The sequence below is a fragment of the Marinomonas rhizomae genome, assembly GCF_003315485.1.
Taxonomy (GTDB): Bacteria; Pseudomonadota; Gammaproteobacteria; order Pseudomonadales; family Marinomonadaceae; genus Marinomonas; species Marinomonas rhizomae.
In genome coordinates, this window is the sequence record NZ_QNSE01000004.1 from 211,976 (window position 1) to 234,244 (window position 22,269).

Annotated in this window: 18 protein-coding genes; 14 read left to right on the forward strand and 4 right to left on the reverse strand. The window is 44.1% G+C overall.

Annotated features, from left to right (window positions below):
- Positions 1 to 259 precede the first annotated feature (259 nt).
- The 13 genes from DFP80_RS06145 to DFP80_RS06205 all read left to right on the forward strand — a co-directional run bounded on the left by DFP80_RS06145 (position 260) and on the right by DFP80_RS06205 (position 17,871).
- Positions 260 to 955, forward strand: coding sequence for a VC0807 family protein (locus tag DFP80_RS06145; RefSeq protein ID WP_113915928.1), 696 nt, complete (start codon positions 260 to 262; stop codon positions 953 to 955).
- Between the two features lie 1,190 nt (positions 956 to 2,145).
- Positions 2,146 to 3,723: a transposase gene (locus DFP80_RS06150; protein ID WP_113915929.1), complete on the forward strand. Its 1,578-nt coding sequence runs from the start codon at positions 2,146 to 2,148 to the stop codon at positions 3,721 to 3,723.
- 265 nt (positions 3,724 to 3,988) lie between these two features.
- On the forward strand, positions 3,989 to 4,966 hold the full coding sequence (locus DFP80_RS06155) for a dipeptidase (protein WP_113915930.1): 978 nt from the start codon (positions 3,989 to 3,991) through the stop codon (positions 4,964 to 4,966).
- 2 nt (positions 4,967 to 4,968) lie between these two features.
- A complete protein-coding gene (locus DFP80_RS06160; RefSeq protein WP_113915931.1) occupies positions 4,969 to 5,514 on the forward strand; it encodes a DUF5943 domain-containing protein in 546 nt (181 codons plus the stop codon).
- A gap of 80 nt (positions 5,515 to 5,594) precedes the next feature.
- On the forward strand, positions 5,595 to 7,661 hold the full coding sequence (gene dgcA, locus DFP80_RS06165; protein ID WP_113915932.1) for a dimethylglycine demethylation protein DgcA: 2,067 nt from the start codon (positions 5,595 to 5,597) through the stop codon (positions 7,659 to 7,661).
- A 12-nt stretch (positions 7,662 to 7,673) separates the two neighbouring features.
- Entirely contained in the window at positions 7,674 to 9,614 is a 1,941-nt protein-coding gene (locus DFP80_RS06170; protein ID WP_277749236.1) for a (Fe-S)-binding protein, read from the forward strand.
- Positions 9,614 to 10,924: an electron transfer flavoprotein subunit alpha gene (gene etfA, locus DFP80_RS06175; protein ID WP_113915933.1), complete on the forward strand. Its 1,311-nt coding sequence runs from the start codon at positions 9,614 to 9,616 to the stop codon at positions 10,922 to 10,924. The genes DFP80_RS06170 and etfA overlap by 1 nt, the downstream gene beginning before the upstream one ends.
- Positions 10,914 to 11,690: an electron transfer flavoprotein subunit beta gene (gene etfB, locus DFP80_RS06180; protein WP_113915934.1), complete on the forward strand. Its 777-nt coding sequence runs from the start codon at positions 10,914 to 10,916 to the stop codon at positions 11,688 to 11,690. The genes etfA and etfB overlap by 11 nt, the downstream gene beginning before the upstream one ends.
- 74 nt (positions 11,691 to 11,764) lie before the next feature.
- Positions 11,765 to 11,995 (forward strand): hypothetical protein, encoded by a 231-nt coding sequence (locus DFP80_RS06185; protein ID WP_113915935.1) that lies wholly within the window; start codon positions 11,765 to 11,767, stop codon positions 11,993 to 11,995.
- Between the two features lie 308 nt (positions 11,996 to 12,303).
- Positions 12,304 to 13,305, forward strand: a complete 1,002-nt coding sequence (locus DFP80_RS06190) for a porin (protein ID WP_113915936.1) — start codon at positions 12,304 to 12,306, stop codon at positions 13,303 to 13,305.
- A 272-nt stretch (positions 13,306 to 13,577) separates the two neighbouring features.
- Positions 13,578 to 14,354 carry an IclR family transcriptional regulator domain-containing protein gene (locus DFP80_RS06195; protein WP_158601345.1) on the forward strand — a complete coding sequence of 259 codons (777 nt, stop codon included), beginning with the start codon at positions 13,578 to 13,580 and terminating at the stop codon, positions 14,352 to 14,354.
- Between the two features lie 319 nt (positions 14,355 to 14,673).
- The gene (locus DFP80_RS06200; protein ID WP_113915938.1) at positions 14,674 to 16,641 is read left to right on the forward strand and encodes a methyl-accepting chemotaxis protein; all 1,968 of its coding nucleotides are present in this window, start codon (positions 14,674 to 14,676) and stop codon (positions 16,639 to 16,641) included.
- Between the two features lie 147 nt (positions 16,642 to 16,788).
- Complete coding sequence (locus DFP80_RS06205) at positions 16,789 to 17,871, forward strand: ABC transporter substrate-binding protein (protein WP_113915939.1); 1,083 nt, start codon at positions 16,789 to 16,791, stop codon at positions 17,869 to 17,871.
- A 162-nt stretch (positions 17,872 to 18,033) separates the two neighbouring features.
- On the opposite strand, the gene hpxO is transcribed toward DFP80_RS06205, so the two are convergent.
- Positions 18,034 to 19,212, reverse strand: a complete 1,179-nt coding sequence (hpxO, locus tag DFP80_RS06210) for an FAD-dependent urate hydroxylase HpxO (RefSeq protein ID WP_113915940.1) — start codon at positions 19,210 to 19,212, stop codon at positions 18,034 to 18,036.
- A 292-nt stretch (positions 19,213 to 19,504) separates the two neighbouring features.
- A complete protein-coding gene (gene uraH / locus DFP80_RS06215; protein WP_113915941.1) occupies positions 19,505 to 19,876 on the reverse strand; it encodes a hydroxyisourate hydrolase in 372 nt (123 codons plus the stop codon).
- A gap of 195 nt (positions 19,877 to 20,071) precedes the next feature.
- On the opposite strand from uraH, the gene uraD reads away from it, so the two are divergent.
- Complete coding sequence (gene uraD / locus DFP80_RS06220) at positions 20,072 to 20,593, forward strand: 2-oxo-4-hydroxy-4-carboxy-5-ureidoimidazoline decarboxylase (RefSeq protein ID WP_113915942.1); 522 nt, start codon at positions 20,072 to 20,074, stop codon at positions 20,591 to 20,593.
- 82 nt (positions 20,594 to 20,675) lie between these two features.
- Here uraD and DFP80_RS06225 read toward each other — a convergent pair whose 3' ends face one another.
- Together DFP80_RS06225 and DFP80_RS06230 are read right to left on the reverse strand one after the other, a co-directional pair.
- The gene (locus DFP80_RS06225) at positions 20,676 to 21,662 is read right to left on the reverse strand and encodes an isopenicillin N synthase family dioxygenase (protein WP_113915943.1); all 987 of its coding nucleotides are present in this window, start codon (positions 21,660 to 21,662) and stop codon (positions 20,676 to 20,678) included.
- Positions 21,663 to 21,778: 116 nt separating this feature from the next.
- Positions 21,779 to 22,255 (reverse strand): nucleoside deaminase, encoded by a 477-nt coding sequence (locus DFP80_RS06230; protein ID WP_113915944.1) that lies wholly within the window; start codon positions 22,253 to 22,255, stop codon positions 21,779 to 21,781.
- Between the last annotated feature and the right edge of the window lie 14 nt (positions 22,256 to 22,269).

Sequence of the window (22,269 nt, forward strand, 5' to 3'; positions counted from 1 at the left end):
GTTTGCTGTGGTCGCATACGATCTAAAAGCGAATTTTTGGTTGCTTTTTGGGCGCTAGCAAAAAGTTACACGCCCAGCGGGGCGGAATAAAGGTCGGGAATACAAAGCATTCGAATGGAACCCAAGAAAAGGTAGAAGGATGAAATCCTCAAAACCTCTGGCACTTCAGCGAAAAATAATTGTCTATTCACTCACATGAGCATTTTTCCTTTATGATAGTCACCAATTAGCATTTGAATCGAAGTTGGAACCCGAAATTATGAATAACACTCCTGAACACAAGCCACGCCCGATGGTTGATCTTATTGTTAGTGTCATCTTACCGTCGTTAATTTTAATGAAGTTAAGTGGTGAAGATAAGTTAGGTACTAGCGGAGGTTTGATTGCAGCGCTGGCGCTTCCTCTTGGTTGGGGGCTTTTTGAGTTAGTCAGGTATCGAAAATTCAACTTCATCGCTTTGTTAGGGTTGGTGAGTGTATTACTGACGGGCAGCATTGGTTTGTTTGAATTGGACAATAAATGGCTGGCTATCAAGGAAGCAGCCATACCTGCGATTATCGGGGTTGGCGTTTTAGTATCGACGTTCACGCCTTATCCTTTGGTGCGAGCTATGTTTTTCAATGCGGCGATCATGGATGTTGATACTATTAAGCAGAAATTAGAAGAGAACAACAGCACGGCTATGTTTGAAAATCGTCTAATTAAAGCCACGTACTTTATTGCGGGTTCTTTTGCTTTCTCCGCGACAATGAATTACGTCTTGGCTAAATGGATCGTCACTAGCCCAGCGGGAACCGAAGCCTTTAATGAAGAACTAGGGCAAATGACCTTATACAGCTATCCAATGATCGCCATTCCATCGATGATCATGCTAATGGCAATATTTTACTATCTATGGCGCAGTATCCAAAAAGCCACCGGATTGAAACTAGAAGACTTAATCGTTAAGAAATAGCACCGTCCCTAAGGTCGGGGTCAGAGCAAAAATAGGCTAAACATGATCGGCAACTTTTGCAGATCAATAAGTGTTTTTGGTATCTTTAGCTCATCAAAGAAAACTATTTCTTGATCTGACCCCGACCATTCTTCGACCATTCTTGGTCTCTTAGTCTACGTTGTCGGGCTAAAGCCGCGACCTACAAAAACCAATACAAACCAATCACTTGTAGGTCGGCATTTATGCCGACAAAAAACTTTAGCACAACAAATTACGTCTTGTTGGGCTGTGATCAAAAAGGGATTCGATCCCTTAGTATTTCGAGCATCCGGTCAATACAGGCTCAAACGATTAAGGTTGGGGTCAGAGCAAAAATAGGCTAAACATTATCGGCAACTTTCGCTGATCTATAGGTGTTTTTGGTTCTTTTAGTTCATCAAAGAAAACTATTTCTTAAACTATTTCTTGATCTGACCCCAACCATCCTAGGTGTTTTTGGTTCTTTTAGTTCATCAAAGAAAACTATTTCTTAAACTATTTCTTGATCTGACCCCAACCATCCTTGGTCTCTTAGTCTACGTTGTCGGGCTAAAGCCGCGACCTACAAAAACCAATCACTTGTAGGTCGGCATTTATGCCGACAAAAAATTTAAACACAACAAATTACGTCTTGTTGGGCTGTGATCAAAAAGGGGTTCGATCCCTTAGTATTTCGAGCATCCGGTCAATACAGGCTCAAACGATCAAAAGAGATTAACCCCATCCTCCGCCTTCCCCTTGAAGACAAAAGGGGAAGGAACTTAGTGATTTGTAAACGTTACCTTATGCGCTTGAAATCCCGATGAAGTTAGTTCGACGCAACAGAGTTGCGCGACTTTATGGCGTTTCAGAGTCAGTTAAAAATATCCTTCCTAAAAACCCCAAAAACAATCTATGCCTTACGATATAAATCGTCTTGCAAAACATAACTTTAAATAAGATGAGTGAGACGTTTGGGCGAAAGCCCGATAAAGAGACCTTTTGGTTACTTTTGCGGCTCTGGGCAAAAGTTACACGCCCAGCGGGGCGGAATAAAGGTCGGGAATACAAAGCGTTTGAATGGAATCAAAGATTAACCCCATCCTCCGCCTTCCCCTTGAAGGGGGTGTCGCAGAAGGGGTAAGTGACTTTATAATTATTGGCAATCATACAAAACTACATAGACGACTATGACTTCAAATTCTCGCCTCAAAGCTCACAGGGAAAAGCAATTCGACTTATTCAGTGAGCGCAGTAACGCCAAGCAGAAAAAAACAACACGTTTGCAGAATCGCGTTGTTTTTGTCGATCCCGACCCAAATGATTTATACCTTGGAATGACGACTCTTAAAGACCATCTCAAAGAACTAAAGCAAACCTCTCCTCTTATTATTAGGTCTTTTTTGTCTGAGTTGGATTGGTCGTCTTTTATTGAATCATACAAGCCTGGAGGCGCACCGCCTTATGCTCCATGGTCTATGCTAGGGCTTATTTTATATGGACTAATGAATGGGCAATCTTCGCTTAGGCAATTAGAAAATTTGGCTCGCCTTGATCTTGGTGGAATGTGGGTAAGCGGTGGTATCTATCCAGACCATGCAACGATAGGACGTTTTATTTTAGTGCATCAAGAACGATTAAGTGTTGAATTTTTTGAAGCCGTAACACGGTCTATTTTGGAAAAAACAGGTTCTAAAACTCATTCTGTTGCAGGAGACGGAACCGTCATAGAGGCCGCGTGCTCACGTTATCGATTGCTTAAGAAGGAGGCGATGGCAGAGCGTGCTTTATCATTAGAAAAAGCGGCAAAAGCCAACTCGGAGAACTTAAAAAAGCAGCGTAAATCAGAGCAGGCGAATGAAGCCAACAATCTATTGAAAACACGGATTGAAGCAAGAGAAGCGAAAGGAAGGAGTTCTAATGGCATTAGCATCAACCCATTAGAACCAGAAGCGGTTGTCCAACCACAAAAGCACAGTGGTTATTCTGCTTCCTATAAGCCGTCTGTCTTAGCAAATGAGTATCGAATTGTTGTGGCTCAAACGATTCACCCTTCCGCCGAAGTCTCGGTCATCCCTGAGTTATTGGATCAATGTGTGTCGTTATCAGGAGAAACACCTAATGAACTGATGTTAGACGCAGGATACTTTTGTGATCAGATCGTTAAAGAGTCTCTTGAGCGAGAAATCAGTTTACTCTGCCCAGAAGGAAATGATGGTGGCAGACCCAAACAGTACCGACGCTATCCCAAAAGCCAATTTATCTATAACGAACTAGAAAACCATTATCTCTGTCCTGCAGGCCATGAAATGCGGCCTATCTCGTTTTACAAAGGGACGGATAAGTACAAAGGTTATGTTCTATATGGAACGCCCAACTGTAAAACCTGCCCGCTGAAAGAAAAATGCACGAAAAGCCAGAATGGAAGACAAGTAAAGCGTTATCCTAGTGATGAAATGAAGGACGCGCTTAGGCAAGTCATGCTACAGCCCAAAGCACAGCAGCGCTTTAAATATCGAAAGGCGATGGTGGAACCTGTCTTCTCGGTTTTGCGAGGTGTTCATGGGTTGACCCGTTTTAAGAGGAATGGGCTAAAAGCGGTTAAACTAGAGTTCGCACTGCATATACTGGCCTATAATCTAAGCCGTTTAATCGCGCTTCTGGCCATTTTATCGAGTTTTTGTCTCATACTAATCCTCATGTATGAGGTTTTAGTAAGAAAAGATCATTACCAAATAAAACTATGGAATTATCAATTTACTGGCTAAATAGGCCGGTTAGTAAAGTGATAATCCATTAAAAATCCCCTTCTGCGACACCCTCTTGAAGACAAAAGGGGAAGGGACTTAGTCATTAGTAATCGTTACCTTCTGCGCTAACAATTCGGCGAAAGTGTCTTCGTCAGCATCCGCGACATGCCTGTCGCAATTCGTCGCTTTTAGTCTACCTCTAGTCGTTTCCAGCCACCTGCCACCTGTAGCGAAAAATTACACTGAGTTCATTGAAGTTTTACCCAGTAGGTAAGGAAAAACAATGAACGCAGCAGAGCTACACGACAAGTCCATTATTATTGACGGTTTGATTTGTGCGAAGTGGAATCGTGAGTTATTCGAAGACATGGCAAAGGGCAAGCTGACGGCAGCAAATTGCACCGTGTCGTTTTGGGAAAACTTCGAAGGTACGGTTCGCAATGTGGTTGAGATGAATCAGTTGATTGAAGCCAATAGCGACCTGCTGACTAAGGTTTACACCACGAAAGACATTCAACGCGCCAAAGCCGAAGGTAAAACGGGTGTGATGATGGGTTTTCAAAATGCGCATGCGTTTGAAGATCAAATTGGGTATGTACAGATTTTTAAAGACCTTGGCGTGGGCATTGTACAGATGTGCTACAACACACAAAATTTGGTTGGCACGGGTTGTTATGAACGCGACGGCGGTTTGTCTGGCTATGGCCGCGAGATTGTGGCGGAGATGAACCGTGTCGGTATGTTGTGTGATTTATCTCACGTTGGGCCAAATACCGCCAAGGAAGTCATCATCGAATCGAAAAAACCTGTGGCGTACTCTCATTGTTTGCCCGCTGGGCTAAAAGAACACCCACGTAATCGCACAGACGAAGAGCTTAAGTTTATTGCTGACAATGGCGGTTTTGTCGGTGTCACCATGTTTGCGCCATTCTTAAAAGCCGGTATTAACGCCACCATTGACGATTATGTGGAGGCGATTCAATACATCTACAACATCGTTGGTGAAGACGCGATCGGTATTGGTACTGACTTTACTCAAGGCCACGGTTATGACTTCTTTGAATACCTAACGCATGACAAAGGTTATGCCCGCCGCTTGACGCGCTTTGGCGAGATTATTAATCCGCTTGGTATGCGCACCGTTGGTGACTTCCCAAACTTGACTGAAGCCTTGCTGAAGCATGGTTTTAGCGAGCGTCAGGTTGTCAAAATTATGGGTGAGAATTGGGTCTCATTGTTAAAAAATGTTTGGGGAGAATAATTATGGGAACTCATGCGCCAGAAATGCCAATAGTAGTAGACGATGAAACGGGCGTTTGGACGACGGATGCACTACCGATGTTGTATGTGCCGCGTCACTTTTTTGTCAATAATCATATGGGGATTGAAGACGAAATTGGAGCTGAACGTTATGCCGAGATCCTTTATAAAGCGGGTTACAAGTCAGCCTATTTTTGGTGTGAGCAAGAGTCAGCGTGCCACGGTATTTATGGCGAGGAGATTTGGCACCATTATTTGCAGCGTTTATCTCAGCGCGGTTGGGGCTTCTTTATTACCGAAGAATTAGATGTAGAAAAAGGCACAGCAAAAGTACGCCTGGAAAACTCGGCTTTTGTTTATCACTACGAAAAGATCCACGGTAAAAAGGTCCACCGCAAGGTGGATTATATGTTTACGGGGTGGTTTTCAGGCGCACTGGATCAAATTTTAGAAAGTAAAGGAATGCCAATTCGAACCAAAGCAGTACAAACCCAGAGTGCAGCGGAGGAAGGGTTTAGCGTCGGTTATTTTGATATATCTCCACTCTAATTGAGAAAAGAGCGCGGGCAGGTGCTCTTTCTTTTTATGATCCATTTTTTTACGTTTTGCCAGTTAGGCGGGGTTTTGTTATGTCCCAATATGATGTGTTGTTCGAACCACTCAAGATCAATAAATTAACCATCCGCAATCGTATTGTGAGTACGGCACACGCCGAGGTGTATGCTACCGATGGGGGCATGACGACAGATCGTTATGTAAAGTATTACGAAGAGAAGGCCAAAGGTGGCTGTGGTTTGGCTATTTGTGGTGGCTCTAGCGTGGTGTCGATTGATAGCCCACAAAGCTGGTGGAGCTCAGTTAATTTATCGACCGATCGTATTATTCCTCATTTTCAAAACCTTGCCGATGCGGTGCATAAGCATGGCGGCAAGATCATGATTCAAATTAGTCATATGGGTCGCCGTTCTCGTTGGGATGGTGAAAACTGGCCAAATCTAATGTCGCCTTCTGGTATTCGTGAGCCTGTGCATCGTGCGACCTGTAAAACCATTGAAGTAGAAGAAATGTGGCGCATCATTGGTGATTTCGCCCAAGCAGCGCGTCGTGCCAAAGAAGGCGGTTTAGATGGCGTGGAGCTGTCTGCGGTTCACCAACATATGATAGATCAGTTTTGGTCGCCACGAGTCAATAAACGTACCGATGAGTGGGGTGGCACTTTTGAAGGCCGCATGAAATTTGGCATGGAAGTATTAAAAGCCGTGCGTGCTGAAGTGGGGCCAGATTTTGTGGTCGGTATGCGTATCACGGGCGATGAATTTCATCCTGATGGTTTAGGCCATGAAGAAATGAAGAAAATTGCGCAATACTACGATGCGACAGATATGGTGGATTATTTTGGCGTCGTGGGTTCGGGTTGCGACACCCACAATACGTTGGCAAACGTGATTCCGAACATGAGCTATCCGCCAGAGCCTTTTCTGTATTTGGCAGCAGGCATAAAAGAAGTGGTGAAAGTACCTGTCATTCACGCGCAAAACATCAAAGATCCGAATCAGGCGAAACGCATTATTGAAGCGGGTTATGTGGACTTTGTCGGTATGACGAGAGCGCATATTGCCGATCCGCACTTTATCGCCAAGATTAAAATGGATCAGGTGGATCAAATCCGTCAGTGCGTTGGCGCGAATTATTGTATCGACCGCCAGTATCAGGGCTTGGATGTGTTATGTATCCAAAATGCCGCGACTTCTCGTGAATATATGGGATTGCCTCATATTATCGAAAAAACCACAGGTGCAGTTCGCAATGTCGTCGTCGTTGGTGGTGGTCCAGGAGGATTAGAAGCCGCTCGTGTTGCCGCAGAACGAGGCCATAAAGTGACCTTGATTGACAAATCAGACGAGCTTGGCGGGCAATTGGTGTTGGCGGCTAAAGCGCCACAACGTGATCAAATTGCCGGTATTACGCGTTGGTTGGTCATGGAAATTGAGCGTTTGGGCGTAGAGGTGCGTTTAGAGACCGCTGCCAGCGAAGAACTGATTAAAGAGCTCAATCCAGACGTGTGTATTTTGGCCATGGGTGGTCGTCCATTCTTAGAGCAAAATCCAGAATGGGGAGCAGCAGAAGGTTTGGTGGTGTCCACTTGGGATATTCTCAGCGGTAAGGTCGAGCCGGGCAAAAACGTTTTGGTTTATGACACGATTTGCGAATTCTCTGGCATGTCGGCAGCGGATTACTTGGCTTCTAAAGGCTCATTGGTGGAATTGGTAACAGATGATATTAAACCCGGTGTCGGCATTGGTGGCACGACCTTCCCGACCTATTACCGTTCTTTGTACGAGAAAGAAGTCATCATGACCTCGGATATGTTGCTCGACAAAGTTTACCGTGAAGACGGCAAGTTGATCGCCGTGTTAGAGAACGAATATACGGCGAAAAAAGAAGAGCGTGTCGTGGATCAAGTTGTGGTCGAGAACGGCACTCGCCCAAATGAAGACTTATATTATGCCTTGAAAGCCAGTTCGTGTAACAAAGGTCAGATTGATAACGAAGCGCTGTTTGATGTGAAACCTCAACCTGTTCTTAACGATCAGAATGGTGAAGGCATGATCTTGTGGCGTTTGGGGGATGGTGTATCGCAGCGTAATGTTCATGCGGCGATGTATGATGCTTTGCGCTTATGCAAGGATTTGTAGGAGTAATAGATCATGATGCTTGATTGGTTACCTCCAACTTTGATTGGTGTTTTACTTGTGATTGCCGCAATTGGCGCGGTTCGCCGTATGAATTTGTGGCGTGCAGGGCAGGCTGAAAAAGTCGATGCGCTGGCGGGGTTACTAGCCATGCCGAAACGCTATTTGCATGATCTTCATCACGTGGTGGAGCGGGATAAGTATATGTCTCGTACTCACGTGGCGACGGGGGGCGGTTTTGTATTGGCGATGGTGCTAGTGGTGTTTGTTCACCTGTTTGGCATCGACAGCAAGGTTCTCGCTTGGGCGTTATTAGCGGCTTTGGTGATGATGTTTTGCGGTGCGCTTTTCGTTTATAAGCGTCGTATGAATCCGCCTTCGCGCCTTTCTAAAGGGCCGTGGATGCGCTTGCCTAAAAGCTTGCTGACGTTTTCGATTACTTTTTTCGTATTGACCTTGCCTGCTGCTGGATTACCTATTGTTGGAAAGCTGCCAGAGGGCTTTGGTGGCTGGCTGCTTACATTAGTCTTGTCAGTTTTGATCTTAATGAGTCTTAGTGAAATGCTGTTTGGCATGACATGGGGCGGGCCGATGAAACATGCTTTCGCTGGAGCATTGCATCTTGCCTTTCATCGTCGTCCTGAGCGCTTTGATGGTGGACGTTCTACGGGGTTAAAACCTGCGGTTTTAGGTGAAGCATCACACGGCGTGGCGAAACCAATCGATTTTAAATGGAATCAGTTATTAGGTTTTGATGCTTGTGTGCAGTGCGGTCGTTGCGAAGCTGTGTGTCCTGCGTTCGCTGCGGGTCAGCCATTGAACCCTAAAAAGCTGATTCAAGATATGGTGGTGGGCTTTGCTGGTGGCACAGACGAAAAGTACGCTGGCAGTCCTTACCCAAATATTGAAGTAGGCAACGCTAAAGGCGCGCCGAATCAAATCATTACTGACGGTTTGATCCATCCAGATACGCTTTGGTCGTGCACTACTTGTCGAGCTTGTGTCGAAGAATGCCCAATGATGATTGAGCATGTGGATGCCATCGTTGATATGCGTCGTTTCTTGACACTGGAAAAAGGCGATACGCCGAACAAAGGCGCGCAAGTCCTCGAAAACATAATCGCTACGGATAATCCGAATGGTTATGCACCAGCGAGCCGAACCCATTGGGCGGCGGATCAAAACTTGAATCTGATGAAAGATGTGAGACAAGCGGATGTATTGTTTTGGGTGTCTGATGGTGCTTTTGATATGCGCAGCCAGCGGATTCTTCGGGCTTTCGTCAAATTGATGAAAGCTGCTAATGTCGATGTCGCTATTTTGGGTGATGAAGAATTAGACAGTGGCGATGTTGCCCGCCGTTTGGGCGATGATGCGACTTTCCAAAGCTTGGCAAAACGCAACTTAGCGACTTTGTCGAAATATCAGTTCAACAAGATTGTGACGACTGACCCACATGCCTTTCATTGTTTGAAAAATGAATACGGTGATTTTGGCTCTGATGGTTTGTTATCCATTTCTGGGGAAAGTGTGGTCGTTTTGCATCATACGACTTTTTTGAATCAGTTAGTGAAAGATGGCCGTTTGCAGCTGGATACCTTTAAAGGTGGCAAGGTAACCTATCACGATCCATGTTATTTGGGACGTTATAACGGCGAGTACGAAGCGCCTCGTGAACTATTGGCGACCTTGGGAATTGATGTGGCGGAAATGGAACGCTCTGGTTATCGCTCACGCTGTTGTGGCGGTGGCGGTGGCGCTCCAATTACGGATATCCCGGGTGAGCGTCGTATTGCTGATATGCGTATGGAAGATGTGGTCAGTACAGGCGCAGAACTGGTCGCGGTAGGTTGTCAGCAATGTACGGCCATGTTGGAAGGGGTGGTAGAGCCACGACCTGTTGTCAAAGATATCGCTGAGATTTTGGCGGGTCAGCTTATTGAGGAGAAACACTGATGAGTCATTTTTCTTCAGAAGACAGCTCTTTAGATAGCCTGTTACGCAGAGATCCAAGAACGGAGTGGATTGCTCGAAATCGCCTGCACCCTTTGCATAGTGCTGTGGCTTCCACCGGACAAGGTGAAGTACGCGGCCCGTCGGGGTTGTTGCGTAGGAATCCTCATGTTATTGGTTTTATTGGCCCGAATGGTATTAAACGTATTGATAGGGAGAACCTGTCTTCTGCAGGACTCAACAGTAAAAAGCGTACTGACGAAGCGAAACAAACACAGCTACCTTTGCAGATCGTCGAGAATCCGGATGGTTACATCATGGTGGTGGCGGATATGATTGGTGGGCGTTTGACCAGTCACGACAAAGATATTCTTGGTCTGGCCCATCAGCTGGTGGCTGAAAGTAACAGGAACACAGTGGTCGTCTTGGTGTGTTTTGGTGAGAGCAAAGAAACGCAGTTTGATTTAGCGGGTGTGGATCGTTTGATTCATTTAACCGCTGACGAATTTGAAGGCTTCGCACCAGAAGCGAGGGTAGCTGCTTTAATGCAGGTCGAAGTGCAATATCAGCCAGAGCGTTGGTTGTTTCCTGACAGTGTGCATGGCGGAACGGATTTGGCGTGTCGCTTGGCGGCTAAATTAGGCGAACGACCAGTTGCTCAAGCTTGGCAAGTGACAGCATCGACTACGGTGAGTCGTGGAGCATCGAGCAGTCAGGATATTCTGCGAGAAACGCCACGTATTTTGATGCTGATGGAAGAGTGTGCTAATGCGATTGAAGAGACTCGTCATCAGGTATTACCAATGTTCGTCGATGGTATTGAACAAACACCTCCTAACTTGGTTGATCAAGGGCTAATTGCTGTTGATGCCAATGCGGTACCACTGGCGGAAGCTGAATTCATTTTGTCAGCAGGCAATGGTATCCATAATTGGGATCAATTTCATGCAACGGCTTTAGCGCTGGGCGCTACCGAAGGCGCAAGTCGTGTGGCGGTTGATGATGGTTTCATGCCGCGTGCTCGTCAGGTTGGGGCATCGGGCACTTGGGTGACTGCTCGTGTTTACCTTGCCGTTGGTATTTCGGGCGCGATCCAACATATGCAAGGAATCGGGCAGTGTGACAAGGTGGTTGCTATTAATACCGATGTTGGTTGTGACATGGTGAAGCGTGCCGATTTGGCTGTGATTGCCGATAGTGAAGAGGTATTGGCTGAGTTATCTAGACTGGCTGAAGAATACTCATCGCCTAAAAAACGTTTGTCTATTAATGAAGAGACTAAGAACCAAGAGGAGAAAAGCGATGCAGCCTAATATCAATGTGGTTTCTTTGGTTTCGGTCGGTCGTCATCCTCAATCGGGTCGTGCTCGTCGTGCCGAACAAGATGGACAGGCTGTTGAGCTAGGCTTAAAGCTGGCGGGTAAAGCATTAACTGTGGTGCATGCGGGAAATGCTCAAGAGCCTGTTTTACGACAATACGCAGGTATGGGATTGCCTTCGTTAACTGTATTGGCACAAGAAAGTAATTGCGACGCTCTTCCTGTGTTGGTTTCTTTTTTAAAGGACAAGCCTATTGATGTGGTATTAACTGGTGTTCGCGCAGAAAGTGGAGAGTCCTCCGGAATGCTGCCCTATTTATTGGCAGAACAGTTGGGCTGGTCCCTAGTACCAAGAGTGGCTGATATCATTGGTGTTCAAGGAGATGAAGTGGAGCTGCTTTTGGCTTTGCCACGTGGGCAGCGGCGCGCGGTAAAGGTGAAATTGCCAATTATTGCTAGCGTTGATAATGCCGCTCAAGAAGCGCGACAAACGGCGTTTGGTCCAGGATTAAGAGCGCAGTTTAATGTTTTAACGGTAGAAAGTGTGGTAGATGAGTCAGCTAGTCGGTGGCAAATCAACGCGGCTAAGCCTCGCCCTAAGCGCTTAAAAGTGGTGAAAGCCAAAACCGCGGCAGACCGAATGAAGGCTGCAACAGCAAAGCCTATGGGGAGTGGTGGCAAGATAATGAAGGACGAAACAGCGGCAGAGAAAGCGCAAGCAATTTTTGATCTTTTATTAGAAGAAAAAGTGGTTCGCTAAGTGCTCGTTTAGGTATAAGCTATATGTCCCATTGGTTAATGATTGAACAATTTTTTTGTTTATAGGTAGGCAATATGATGATTGTAGATTTGATCGACGAAGTCGATTTTAAAGAAAGACTCATCGCGCTTGGCGCTCCTGTAACCCAAGAGCAAAGTCTGGCGCAAGTGCAGGCTGCTGTCTTATCTTGGTTGCAAGAATATCCAGAGCAAACGCCTTTTATAAAAGATCTTTGTCTTGATATGCAAAAAAATGAGACAACTGTCCTGCCTGAAGTCTCTTGTGTTGTGGCAACTTTCGTTTAATTTTTCCATTCCTATTTATTTTTTCCAGTCTTAATAATGTCTGGTCTCGGTTGAACCTCCATTTAATTTAGCACTTATCACACCTAGGCTTTTTATAGACTAGGGAATTGTGTCATCTTATTTTTACTCTATTCCTTTAGTACACCTGAGTTGAACGCTCTTTTTTGTCTGTTTTTTTGTTTCGAGCTTTGTCCGGTATTCTTAAAATCAACGACATGTTTCACTAGGTGAAACATGTCGTTTTGATCTTACATTATTTTGTTAGCCTGCAAACGTTCTATAAAACAATTATTAAAAAAGGGCGTTTCATGATGAAAAAATCACGCAATTTATTAGCAATGACTTTGTCAGCACCATTTTTATTGTCTCAAATGGCATTGGCAGCGGATGAGTCAGAAGTGGTTGTTAATAAACCAAACTTTACTTTCCTTACTAGCCTTGGGGTTTTAGAGGTCGAAGATAAAGACTTTGACCCAGAAGCTTTTGAAGCTGAAGTTGGTGTGAATGGTGTTGTTAAAGCGAAAGAGTTTACTATGGTGTATAACCTTAAAGCTGACGTATCAGATGCTATTAATAGTAGAGATACTAACGGCACTGAGGGTGAAGCTGACATCCATATTAAAGAAGCTAGTGTTGTTTTTCCAACGGCATACGGTGCTTTTGTCCTAGCGCCACGTATTACTAGTGGACAGAATCGTGAGCTTTATTCGAATGTTGACATGTTTGAATACAATGAAGCCCATTCCGGAGGTGCTGCAACAACAGGCAATACTCTTTATGGTCAACCTTCTGAAGGCGATGATGTTATGGCTTGGTCGTCTCCTAAATTCATGGGGGTCAAACTGGTGCTTGCGACGCTATCTTTAAATGAAAATAATGGCGATGACATTGACGCAACAGCCTATCGATTAGTTTATGACAAGGATAATTTGAATTTAGGTGCGGGTCAGGTCATTGTAAGTAAAGGTATGGCTAATGCATCTAAAAACTACACTCGTTCCGCGCTAACCGCTGGTTATAAGTTCGATAATCTTGATCTTGGTGCGACTTATGAGATGAATACGGACACATTTGGCTCTGCTGGTGATTACGATACTTTAGGGGTTGCTGCTCGTTACTATCTTGATAATGGCTATTCTATTGCAGCGGCTTACTATGATAAAAACTCTGATGTAGATGCCAACGATAATTATGGCACTGTTTTACAAGTTAAAAAGCAAGTAGGAAAGAATATTGCGTTCTGGGCTGAAACGGGTAATTACGATATCACCTCAGACAATGTTGCGCTAGGTGTTAACTTAAGCTATTAATTTATTAAGCGACTAGCTTTTAAAAAAATACTCTTAAGTTAATGAAAAGAAGCCGCTCAAGTATTACTCCCCTTTTGCTTGAGCGGTTTTTTCTTATCTCAAAAAAAATGACGGTATTCTGTTTTTTGAATAACCTTAATTCCCACTTAACGATTAGAATTAAGCCAAATAAGAATAATAGATGAGATATTTTTAAGACCGCGACCGTTATTTTTATCGGTCATTTGATGGTTCTTATAATAATCTCTCCTGATACATAGATGGCTAGACCTATGGTAAAAGCAATTGATTCTGTTACACGAGCGATGCATGTGTTGGAGAAACTGCAAAAAACTTCTCCACTTTCTCTTTCTGAGTTGCAACGCTGCACAGGTATAAACAAAGCAACATTATTGAGGATTCTAAAAACACTGAGCTTGAGTGGCTGGGTGGTTAGGTCTCTCAGTGATAGTAAATACAGCTTATCCTCTTCTGTTCTTGAAGATACTCAGCCTAAATCTCAAGAAGCGCGTTTGGCCGAAGCTGGTGCTCCCATTTTGAACGAACTTTATCAAACGCTCGATTGGCCATCAGATATTGCTATCCGAGATGGGGAGAGAATGAGGCTGATTGAAACCACACGTAATCGTACTTCTTTCCTTATTAATCGATCATTATTATGTCGCCCCGAGTTTCTTTATTCGGGCGTTGGGCGTTGTTTCCTGGCTTTTTGTGAAAGTGATGAACGGTCAGATATCATTCACTCCCTCAGAAAATTACCAAATAAAGAAGGAAAATTAGCTCATGATAGTATTTGGTTGAGCCAAATGATTGAGCAGACTAAAGCATTAGGCTACGGTGTCCGTCAGGTATCGTATTACAATCATCGAAGTGTGAATGGTTTGCCTTTAGAGTCTATTGCTGTCCCTATAAGGCAGAGAGAGGGGGCACTTCTCGGTTGTCTTTCTTTGACTTGGCCGCAGGGCGGTATCGAGACCTCTCAGTTAGAAAAAAATATCCTTCCAATCTTAAGGGATGCAGCTATTCGTATTGTTGATAACATGCCTTAGATGAGCTTTTAAACTAAAAAATATTTTTAGTGCGAAGAGACAACCCTATGTAGTCTCTTTTTAATAGAGAGTAGTCTGTGTTTATATTCGTTAATTTTTGTAATTAAAGTGTGGTTTGTATTCTGTTAATACAGTATTTTAGGATTAAGGATAAACAAAAAGAACGATAAAGGGAGGCTTAAAAAAAGCGTTAGCAATTAAATGATATTGAATGCGCTTTTTTGTTAAATTATCAATCAGTTAGAACGTTAGCTAGCTTATCATATACTAACGTTTGAATTTATTGATGTCACCTAAAATATCTTTTGGATATGCCGTTATGAAAATCAAAACGAAATTACTTATAGCCTTTTCAGTTGCGACTTTATTGCCCGTTTTAGTAGTAAGTTCAATTACTGCCTATCTCGCTTCAAATCAAGCAATAAAGAGTTTTTCACAGAATAGTGAACAAACTCTAGGTACAGTCGAGCAATCTTTCGACCAATTTATGAGTGATATAAAATCAGTTGTTGGTTTTATTGCGGACAGTGCCACTGTGACTAATCCCGATGCAACACTATTGACGACTTATTTTGAGCCTAAAGGTAAAGCACCAAGTCAAATTGCCGCACAGAATGGTGGCTATGAAGCGGATGTGTTTACTATGTTTGAGGCGATTGGTAAAAATAACTCAAATTACGTATACGTCTACATGGGGGATGAAAAGGGCGGTTATGCAGAATGGCCGGGAACCTATGAATACGCTGAATGGCACCCTAAGCAGCGTCCTTGGTACACAAAAGCTATGGAGGCTCCTGGCAAAGTTATCTTACGTGATGCTTATTATTGGGCTGCTGATGATGCGGTTTATGTGTCTGCGGTACGGACATATAAAAAAGGGAGTGCCATTGGTGGTGTCGTTGCTGTAGACGTTTCGATTAAAACACTAACAGAGATGGCGAATAATACGAAACTGGGGGATTCCGGTAGCATCATGGTGATTGAAAATACTGGTACTGTCCTAGTTGATGCGCTTCATGCTGATAATAACTTCAAAAAAATCAGTGAAATAGAGGGAGATGCGTATGGAAAAATTGCGCAGACTTCGTCCGGTTTAATTAGTTTTAAACTGGATGGTGAAGAGTATTATGCTGATGTTTATACCTCGCCTAATTTAAAATGGAAGTTTGTTGCTTTAATGCCAGCCGCTGAAATTTATGCTGGCACCGCTGAGCTAGTAAAAACGACAGCCATTGTTTGTGTCTTGCTATTAATTGTATTTGGCCTTGTCGCTTATTTTATGGCGAGAAGCTTAATTACTCCGATCGAATCTGTTTCGAATCACTTACGTATACTTGCTGAAGGCGAAGGGGATTTAACATCTAAAATTGAAATTAATACCAATGATGAAACAAGCGTTTTGTCTAATTGGTTTAACCAGTTTATTGAATCGACTCGCAAGCTTATGCTTGGTATTAAAGACTCAAGTATACAAATAGATAAAGCGGCTGCGGAAACCTCTGCAAAAGCAAGCGAAGTGGCTCAGTCTGCTACGGATCAATTGCAGTCCATTGAATTGATTTCAGAAGCTGGACAGCAAATGCTGATTGCATCGAATGAAGCTGCCGAGAGTTGCGCTAACTCTGCTCAGTTTTCTGAGAAAGGGTTGGAAACCACTATTGCGGGTAAAAATCTTCTTAAGAACAGCGCAGAAGGGGTAAATCGTTTAGGGGCTCGACTAAAAGATTCCAATCAAATTATTACTGAGCTGCAAAAAGAAACCACGAATATCAACCAGATTTTATCGACAATACAGGCGATTGCAGAGCAAACCAACTTGTTGGCATTGAACGCAGCGATTGAGGCGGCGCGAGCAGGAGAGCAAGGTCGAGGTTTTGCTGTAGTGGCTGACGAAGTACGGACTCTTGCGGGACGCACACAAGAGTCGACTGAACAAATTAGTAATATCTTGGGGCTTTTGGCGAATAGAACCAAGCAAGCTTCAGAGTCCATGGTAACGAGCTTGGCGGAATCTGAAAGTGCTATTAGCTTGTCTGATCAGGCGCTGCAATCCTTCGAACAAATAGAAGATGTAGTGAAGCAAATGCGTGATATGACAATGCAGACAGCGGCTTCAGCGGAAGAGCAACGTGCAGTGACGGAAGGTGTGAATGAAAATATCAGTGCGATAAGCGAAGCTGCGCATCGTGTTTCAAATATATCTGGTGATGTAGCAGGCCTTTGTAAGAAGCAAGATCAATTGAGCAAAGAATTACATTCTATGGTTGTTCGCTTCCGTACTGAATAAATTCGACGCTTTTTTTGGGTAATATACGAAAGCTTCTCTCCTTGTATGGAGAGGAGCTTTTTTGTTTTAGATATTCTTAAAAGTCCTTTCTAATATGATGTGATAACGATTATCATAACCAATCAATTTCTTTATTAAGGTATAAGCATGGTTAAGTCGTTTTTAATGTTTCTGTTCACTCTTGTTGTGAGTGCAACTTGGGCTGGTCAAGTTACGGTGAAGGATGTCCTTGGTCGTAATGTCACATTTAATGCGCCAGCTCAACGTGTCATTGTCGGTTTCTACCCTGAAGATTATATGGCTATTGGCACGGAAGCCGCTTACGACAAGGTGGTTGGTATGTCTAAATACATTTGGCAAGCGCGTCCTGCTAATTGGGACATGTATGTCAAACATCGCCCATCTTTAGAGCATATTCCTGGTATTGGACGTGTTGATACGCAAACTTTTTCTGTAGAAAAAGTTATTAGCTTGAACCCAGATGTTTTGATGTTGGCGGATTGGCAATTCAAGGGCTTAGGTACTGATATTGAGCGTATTGAAAATACGGGTATCAAAGTCATTGTTGTGGATTACAACGCCCAAACATTGGAGCGCCATCTAAAAAGCACTGAGTTAATCGGTGTTATTACAGGCCAGGAAAAACGTGCCGCGACTATTGCTGCCGAGTATAAAAAAACCGTTGAAAGCATCAGTAAGCGTCTTGCGGATGCGAATCTACCTGCTCCAAAAGTTTATACCGAGTTTGGCGCTTCCGGTGTGCAAGAGCTTGGTTTTACCTTTGGTAAAAATATGTGGGGTGCAATTTCGACTATGGCAGGTGGCGACAATATTTCTGCCCCCTTTGTGGAGTGGTGGGGGAAATTGAATCCTGAGCAAGTGATTGCTTCCAATCCTGATGTGATTGTCATTACAGGTTATGAAACAGGCAAGGGCTCTGATTCTATGATAATGGGGCAGGGCGTTGACAAAGCTGAAGCTCGTAAGCGTCTAGAAGGTTATAAAAATCGTGTGGGCTGGTCTTCTATCTCAGCTGTAAAAAACAACCGTTTATACGGTGCCTATCATGGTGCATGCCGTACTATTTTAGACAGTGCAATGATCGAATTTTACGCAAAAGCTATGTACCCAGATTTGTTCGCAGACCTGAACCCAGAACAAGCCTATTTAGATTTCTATAAAAAGTATCTTCCTGTTAAGCCGCAAGGAACCTTTACTTTAGCGCTATAAGAGTATTTTTCAATAGGTAAAAAAAGGGCGTTCTACTTAGTAGGTAGAACGCCCTTTTTATTTTCATTAAGCTTTATGTTTTCTATCCATTACTCGTCAGTCAGCTTTAATGAGGCTAAAACTAAAGAATGTTCGTGGCCACTTAGGAGTCTGTTGCGGGATTTACGCCAACGGCCCACTCACAATGGTGGCGCGCAGTCCTGCAATAATGTTTTCGCCCGTTTCGTGTCTTAGTTCGTCGTACCAAGCTTGGGTTTCTTGCATGTCTTTACCATGAGTAACATCGCAACGTTTACGAGCTTTTAAGACCAGATCTTTGACACGGAAGCGGCGTTCTTCTTCGTATTGCTTCAAAGCGGCTAGCACACCAGAAACCGTTTTGCCTTTCTCTTTGAATTGATCCGCGAAACACTGACCAAGCACGACGGCATCTTCCAGTGCAGAGCAGCCACCTTGGCCAATGTCTGGTGTTGTGCTGTGGGCCGCATCGCCGAGTAAGGCGATATTGCCTTTTACCAAGGTATCGAAGGGTTCGATATCATGAATCTCAATGCGGTTGGTGGTTTCTGGATTAATGGCAGCAATCAATTTTTGAACGGGTTCAGCCCAGCCAGTAAAGTAACCTGTTAGATCAGCCACCACAGTGCTTCTGTCTTCTGCTAGACCTTTTGGCAACGGCACATCAAAGAAGAAGTAAAAGCGACCAGCGGCAATCGGCATAATGGAAACGCGTTTGCCTTCGCCAACAAAGGTGGTCCATTGATCGGCAGGAGCAATACTTTCGTCTATTTCTACCAAGCCATTCCAGTTTACATAATCGGCATAGCGGCGTTCTGTTTGATAGCCAATCACATCAGCACGGACAGCAGAATGTGTACCATCGGCTGCAATCATAAAATCACCCGTAGCGCTGCTGCCATCGGTAAAATACGCGGTTACGCCTATGTCACTTTGCTCGACTTTTTCGATGCGTTTGCCGAACTGTATTTTATCGCGTCCCCACCAATCGACCATTTGGCTTTGTAAATCGGCACGTGATACGGGGCAAGGGCGCTCGCCAACAGCGTCAACTAATGGGGCAAGACTGAACTGTGTCATTACGCTGCCTGTAATGCCATCGTGATACGCCATGTTGTGCATCGGGCCGCCGAGCTCATCTATAATGCTGCCCATACCTAAATGGTTCATACATTTTACGCCGTTAGACCAAATTGAAAGCGCCGCACCGACAGGTTTGATTTCTTTTACCGCTTCAAAAATATCGCATTCGATACCTTGTTGTTTTAATGCTGCTGCCGCTGACATGCCACCGATACCAGCGCCGATAATAAGTGCTTTCATATGATTCCCCTTTAATCTTTCGCTTGTTTTCGCGTTGTCTTAGCGAATGTTTAATCTTTTATTAAAGGAGTAAATGGCAATAAATATGCCATGAAACAAATGAACCTATATTTTAATCTGTGAAACCTTTGTTTTAGGGCGATGCGCAATCAATGGTGATAAATCAAAGAAGAAAAAGGCTTACTTTCTTCTTTGACCGATAGGACAGGGAATGATTTATCTTGGTGCGTATCAAGTGGGTTTTGCTTTATTCTGGCTCATTAAACCTTGCGCTAACGCTAATTGTATTTGACTAGCTGCCACGATAAGTGCTGTAAGAATAAGGCGAGACAAGTAATGGAATGTGATAATGCGCGTTTTCATCATTGATACCAAAACGAATAACCACGGTGTTTAAAAAGCTAGGAGCTTCAGGCTGTTTATTCTCGGAGCCTTCGGTAGTGTTAGCAAAGTACTCGTCAATGGCAAACTCCAGTTCGTACACGCCCACTGAGAAGTTATCAGCTTGTAGCAAGGGTTGATCACAGCGGCCATCGTTATTGGACACCGTGCTATGAATAAGCTGTCGTTGGCCTTCTGCAGAATGCTGGTAAAGGTGTATTTTTACGCCAGCTGCCGCCACGCCTTTTGTAGTATCTAAAATGTGAGTGGTTAAGTATCCCATTGTTTTACCTCAATCTAATGTGAAAGCTTGCCTGATTTTTGCAGGTAAGTGTCTTTATAAGTGAAATGTATCTGAAAATATTGTTTCATAGAGATCAATATTTGTGCCATGTGTTTCTGTAATACGATTTTTTGTTGTTTATAGAGATCTTTTTTGTAAGAATTTTTTAGCGCCGTCAGAATTTGGAGTCCTATTATGCACGACCCGTTAGCTGCGATTAGCCAAATGGAAAAAGCGGATTTTATCGCGATATTTAGCAATATCTATGAACATTCCACTTGGGTAGCAGAAGAGTTATGGCGACAAAAAGTCGAGCATCCAAGTGAGTATTTCAACAGTATCGACAAAATCAAAGCTACCATGGCAGATATCGTAGAACAAAGTACAGACGAACAAAAACTCATACTGCTAAGGGCTCACCCAGATTTAGCAGGCAAAGCGGCTTTAGCTGGCGAGCTTACTCAGGCGTCGACGTCAGAACAATCAGGAGCTGGACTGGATCAATGTTCAGAAGAAGAGCTAGCGCATTTCTTACAGCTGAACGATACCTACCGAGAGAAGTTTGGTTTTCCCTTCATTATGGCCGTGAAGGGCGCAACTAAAGATCAAATACTTGCAGGCTTTGAAGCCAGAACGCCCAATGACTGGCAAACAGAGTTTGACCGCGCCATGAGCGAGGTGCATAAGATCGCAGGGTTTAGATTGGCGGATCTATAACATTGTTCTAAGTTATTGATATAAAAAAACCGCTATTGTTTTGTGAAAATCAATGGCGGTTATTCTTGTGTCATATGAAAATTTACTTATCTACAAAGTTAGCCTGTATACGTTGTGTCAGAAAATCCGCAGCGCTGATGGGTTGGTAGCGTTTTGCTGGGCCTTGGATGATCTGTGTTTTGTTGGCTTGGCAGAAAAATGCAATGGAGTGACGGCTGCCGCAGTATTCGTCGACTTTTGGCTGGCGTACTCGATGCAGGTTGGATTTAAGTTGGTCGTCGCTCCAGCGCATGAGCATATCACCGATGTTGCAGGTGATCACGCCACCAAGGGGCGGAATGCTGGTCCAACGTTGGGTGTCTGCTTCTGCGCCGGGGCAAACTTGTAAGCCGCCGTGTCCTTCGTGTTGGAATAACAAAGTCAAACAATCGAAATCCGTATGAGCGCCAGCTCGCCACATATTACCCTGTTCAGTGACACCTTCAGTGGCGTAATAATGTAATAAGCGCAAAGTGCTTTGATAGTCCGGTTGAAGTGGGTCGTGTGCTTTGCTAAAGAAGTCTCGATCAAAACCGAGCTTGTCGGCAAAGCAAGACAACACCTTCATGCCGACTTCCCAGCATTGTTTTTCAAAGCGCAACGTATTGGCCTGAAAGTCTGGCAGCTCTTCTTCAGTTGGCCACAAATTATCCATGTGGTATTGAGTGATTTGATAGGATTCTTTTTGGTCTTTGGTGCCAGTAGAAGGGCGAATTTGGCTGCGACTTTCCCAGCCAGCGTTGACGCTTTTTGGTCTTGGGTATTTACTTTTAATGCTTTCTGGAAGGTTAAAGAAACGCTCGGATTCTTTAAAAGCTGCTTTTATTTCTTCAGGATCGATACCGTGGTTACTTAATTGGAAAAAGCCAATCTCGGTGGCAGCAAGCCAAAGCTGTTCGCGGATTTCTTCACGGCGATTCTCAAAATCGCTCATGTCGATGATGCGAATTTCCCGATCGTTGGTGTCTTCGCCTGCACCGCCAAAGGTGGTTTCGCGTTGCAGTTCTTCAAGTGAATATGAGTCAGTCATTATGGTCTCCTCCTAGTGGAAAATGGAGCAATGACCTGATGTACCTCAAAAGAAATACATCTGACTGCTTCTACTCCGGTTGTTTTCTATTGCTCTGATCTTTTATCGATTTTTAGTTACCAAACACCCTCATGCAATTTCGCGGCCTCTTCTTCCAGACAAGGCCCAAGCACTTCGACTTTTCGTTGTCCCGATGCAAATACGGTGCGACAAGGCAAAGCTAAGGTCGGGTTTTCTGGGTGATTCCCCGTGATTTGTTTCAGGCTGTCTTCGCTTAATCCATACACAAGACGTCCGAGTCCCGCCCAATAAGCAGAGCCTGCACACATGGCGCAAGGTTCAGCAGAGACATACATGGTGCATTTTGCTAGAAAGTCAGGACGATACGCTTTGCTAGCGCGCGTCATTAACTTGCGCTCGGCATGGCCTGTCATATCGAAATCGGGCAGGTAGCCATTCACCTGCGTCAACAGCACATTGTCTTCATCGTCAACTAAGATTGCCGCAAAAGGATGAATACCTTGCTGCTTGGCTTCATCTGCAAGGGCAAAGCTTTGGCGTAAAAAGTTTGTGTCTTTTGTGTTTAATGTCATATTTGTCTCTACTT

What these genes read in the sequence shown, in the direction of transcription:
- DFP80_RS06145 (WP_113915928.1), top strand. Translation starts at nt 260, where the DNA reads ATGAATAACACTCCTGAACACAAGCCACGCCCGATGGTTGATCTTATT.
- DFP80_RS06150 (WP_113915929.1), top strand. Translation starts at nt 2,146, where the DNA reads ATGACTTCAAATTCTCGCCTCAAAGCTCACAGGGAAAAGCAATTCGAC.
- DFP80_RS06155 (WP_113915930.1), top strand. Translation starts at nt 3,989, where the DNA reads ATGAACGCAGCAGAGCTACACGACAAGTCCATTATTATTGACGGTTTG.
- DFP80_RS06160 (WP_113915931.1), top strand. Translation starts at nt 4,969, where the DNA reads ATGGGAACTCATGCGCCAGAAATGCCAATAGTAGTAGACGATGAAACG.
- dgcA (WP_113915932.1), top strand. Translation starts at nt 5,595, where the DNA reads ATGTCCCAATATGATGTGTTGTTCGAACCACTCAAGATCAATAAATTA.
- DFP80_RS06170 (WP_277749236.1), top strand. Translation starts at nt 7,674, where the DNA reads ATGATGCTTGATTGGTTACCTCCAACTTTGATTGGTGTTTTACTTGTG.
- etfA (WP_113915933.1), top strand. Translation starts at nt 9,614, where the DNA reads ATGAGTCATTTTTCTTCAGAAGACAGCTCTTTAGATAGCCTGTTACGC.
- etfB (WP_113915934.1), top strand. Translation starts at nt 10,914, where the DNA reads ATGCAGCCTAATATCAATGTGGTTTCTTTGGTTTCGGTCGGTCGTCAT.
- DFP80_RS06185 (WP_113915935.1), top strand. Translation starts at nt 11,765, where the DNA reads ATGATGATTGTAGATTTGATCGACGAAGTCGATTTTAAAGAAAGACTC.
- DFP80_RS06190 (WP_113915936.1), top strand. Translation starts at nt 12,304, where the DNA reads ATGATGAAAAAATCACGCAATTTATTAGCAATGACTTTGTCAGCACCA.
- DFP80_RS06195 (WP_158601345.1), top strand. Translation starts at nt 13,578, where the DNA reads ATGGTAAAAGCAATTGATTCTGTTACACGAGCGATGCATGTGTTGGAG.
- DFP80_RS06200 (WP_113915938.1), top strand. Translation starts at nt 14,674, where the DNA reads ATGAAAATCAAAACGAAATTACTTATAGCCTTTTCAGTTGCGACTTTA.
- DFP80_RS06205 (WP_113915939.1), top strand. Translation starts at nt 16,789, where the DNA reads ATGGTTAAGTCGTTTTTAATGTTTCTGTTCACTCTTGTTGTGAGTGCA.
- hpxO (WP_113915940.1), bottom strand. Translation starts at nt 19,212, where the DNA reads ATGAAAGCACTTATTATCGGCGCTGGTATCGGTGGCATGTCAGCGGCA.
- uraH (WP_113915941.1), bottom strand. Translation starts at nt 19,876, where the DNA reads ATGGGATACTTAACCACTCACATTTTAGATACTACAAAAGGCGTGGCG.
- uraD (WP_113915942.1), top strand. Translation starts at nt 20,072, where the DNA reads ATGCACGACCCGTTAGCTGCGATTAGCCAAATGGAAAAAGCGGATTTT.
- DFP80_RS06225 (WP_113915943.1), bottom strand. Translation starts at nt 21,662, where the DNA reads ATGACTGACTCATATTCACTTGAAGAACTGCAACGCGAAACCACCTTT.
- DFP80_RS06230 (WP_113915944.1), bottom strand. Translation starts at nt 22,255, where the DNA reads ATGACATTAAACACAAAAGACACAAACTTTTTACGCCAAAGCTTTGCC.